The sequence below is a fragment of the Synechococcus sp. LTW-G genome, from assembly GCF_054459035.1.
In genome coordinates this window covers 1-1,842 of record NZ_JBTKYW010000016.1, presented here as the reverse complement: position 1 = coordinate 1,842, position 1,842 = coordinate 1, and the positions used below count along the sequence as shown (strand labels likewise).

1 protein-coding gene is annotated in these 1,842 nt (G+C 59.1%); it reads left to right on the top strand.

All coding sequences use genetic code 11. The features are described 5' to 3' along the window. The coding region (locus ACXIQ9_RS12570; protein WP_459016854.1) for an iron uptake porin at positions 1-1,533 on the top strand (1,533 nt) is incomplete at its 5' end. Positions 1,534-1,842: the final 309 nt, after the last annotated feature.

Sequence of the window (1,842 nt, the reverse complement as noted above, 5' to 3'; positions counted from 1 at the left end):
CGTGCGATGACCCGCTACGAAGCGGCCGCACTGCTGAACGCTTGCCTCGACCGGATCACTGAGGTGACCGATGAGCTCAAGCGCCTGATGAAGGAATTCGAGCGTGAGCTGGCTGTGCTCCGCGGCCGCGTGGACGGCCTCGAGGCCCGCGTGGGCGAACTGGAAGCCACTCAGTTCTCCACCACCACCAAGCTGCGTGGTCAGGCCACCTTCGTGCTGGGTGCGAACAGCTTCTCTGGTACCAACTACGCCAACCCCACCAAGCTCCAGCTTCCCGGTGCGTTGGGCGTCTTTAACGGTCAATCTGTGAACCCCAACACTGTTGGTGGCGCGGGTGTTGTTGACGGGGTCTCTGGGACCGCCGGCTCTGGTATCGAAGTCGGTACCCCTGCCTACAACAAGGCCAACTTCGGTGCGACCGTTTTCAACTACGACGTTCGCCTGAACTTCGACACCAGCTTCACCGGAAAGGATCTGCTGCGCACCACCCTGCGCGCTGACAACTTCTTCGGCAAATACGGCAGCCCCTACGGCATTGGCCTGACCTTCCTCGAAGTGGCTACCAACGCCCCCGTTCAGCAGAACGTGGTGGAAGTCAACCGCCTCTTCTACAACTTCCCTGTTGGCAAGGACTTCAGCGTCACCGCTGGTGCCTTGGTCCGTATGGACGACGCTGGCATGCTGGGCATGTGGCCCAGTGTCTACCCCGCTGACACCGTCCTCGACTTCTTCACCTACGCCGGTGCGCCTGGTGCCTACAACACCGGCTACGGCCTGGGTGCTGGCGCCGGTATTGTTTACAACAACGTCCTTGGCGCGAAGGGTGTGACCCTTAGCACCAACTACGTGTCCAATAACGGCAGCTTTGGTAAGCCGTCTGAAGGCGGCATCATGACCGAGGGCTCTAGCAGCACCTCTGTCACCCAGCTCGCCTTCACCGGTGACAAGGCTCCCCTGGTTGGTGGTAGCGCCTGGGGTCTGGCTGCTGCTTACAGCTATAGCCAGAACATGGGTCTTCCCATCGGTACCCCTCTTGCGCTGATCCGTAGCTTGTCTGGAGTCTCCCAGTCCAGCAACAACTTCGGTCTGAGTGGCTACTGGGTTCCTGAGAGCACTGGCTGGATCCCCTCCGTCAGTACCGGTTGGGGCATCACCTCCATGAACCAGGAAGCCGTGGCTGCTTGGAGCAACACAGCTGCTCAGGCCAACTCCTGGTATGTCGGTTTGCAGTGGCCTGACACCTTTGTGAAGGGTAATGACCTCGGCATGGCCGTTGGTCAGGCTCCCTTCATCACCAAGAACGGTGGCGGTAACAACGCAGCTGTGACCGGTATCAACGGCAACCTCGACTCCAACTACATGTGGGAGTGGTGGTACAAGTTCCAGGTGTCGGACAACATCACCGTCACCCCCGCGCTGTACTACATCAACAACTACGGTGGTCAGCTGGGCAAGATCAACATCAGCAATGGTCAGTACAGCGCTACCAACAGCGTGTTCGGCGGCCTGCTGAAGACCACCTTCAAGTTCTGATCCAGAACACTTGGGGCTCTCTCCTCACACTTAGAGCCCCACTTTCTTCTCGCACACCGTCCTCAAAGACCTCGATCAACCCCGGCAATCGCCGGGGTTTTTTATTGCTTTGATCGCAGGATGTGAGCGCTGCTCTCCAGTGGCGTTGCATTTGATACGTCACTGCGTGCCCTCTGCTGATGCGCCGCTCTGGTCGGCGAATAGGGTTGCGCTTCGTCCCCTTCTTTGGGGCTCCTCGTTTTGGTGTGAGGACCAATGAAACTGTTCCAGAAGCTTCTTCTGGCGCCTGCAGCTCTGGGCCTTCTGGCT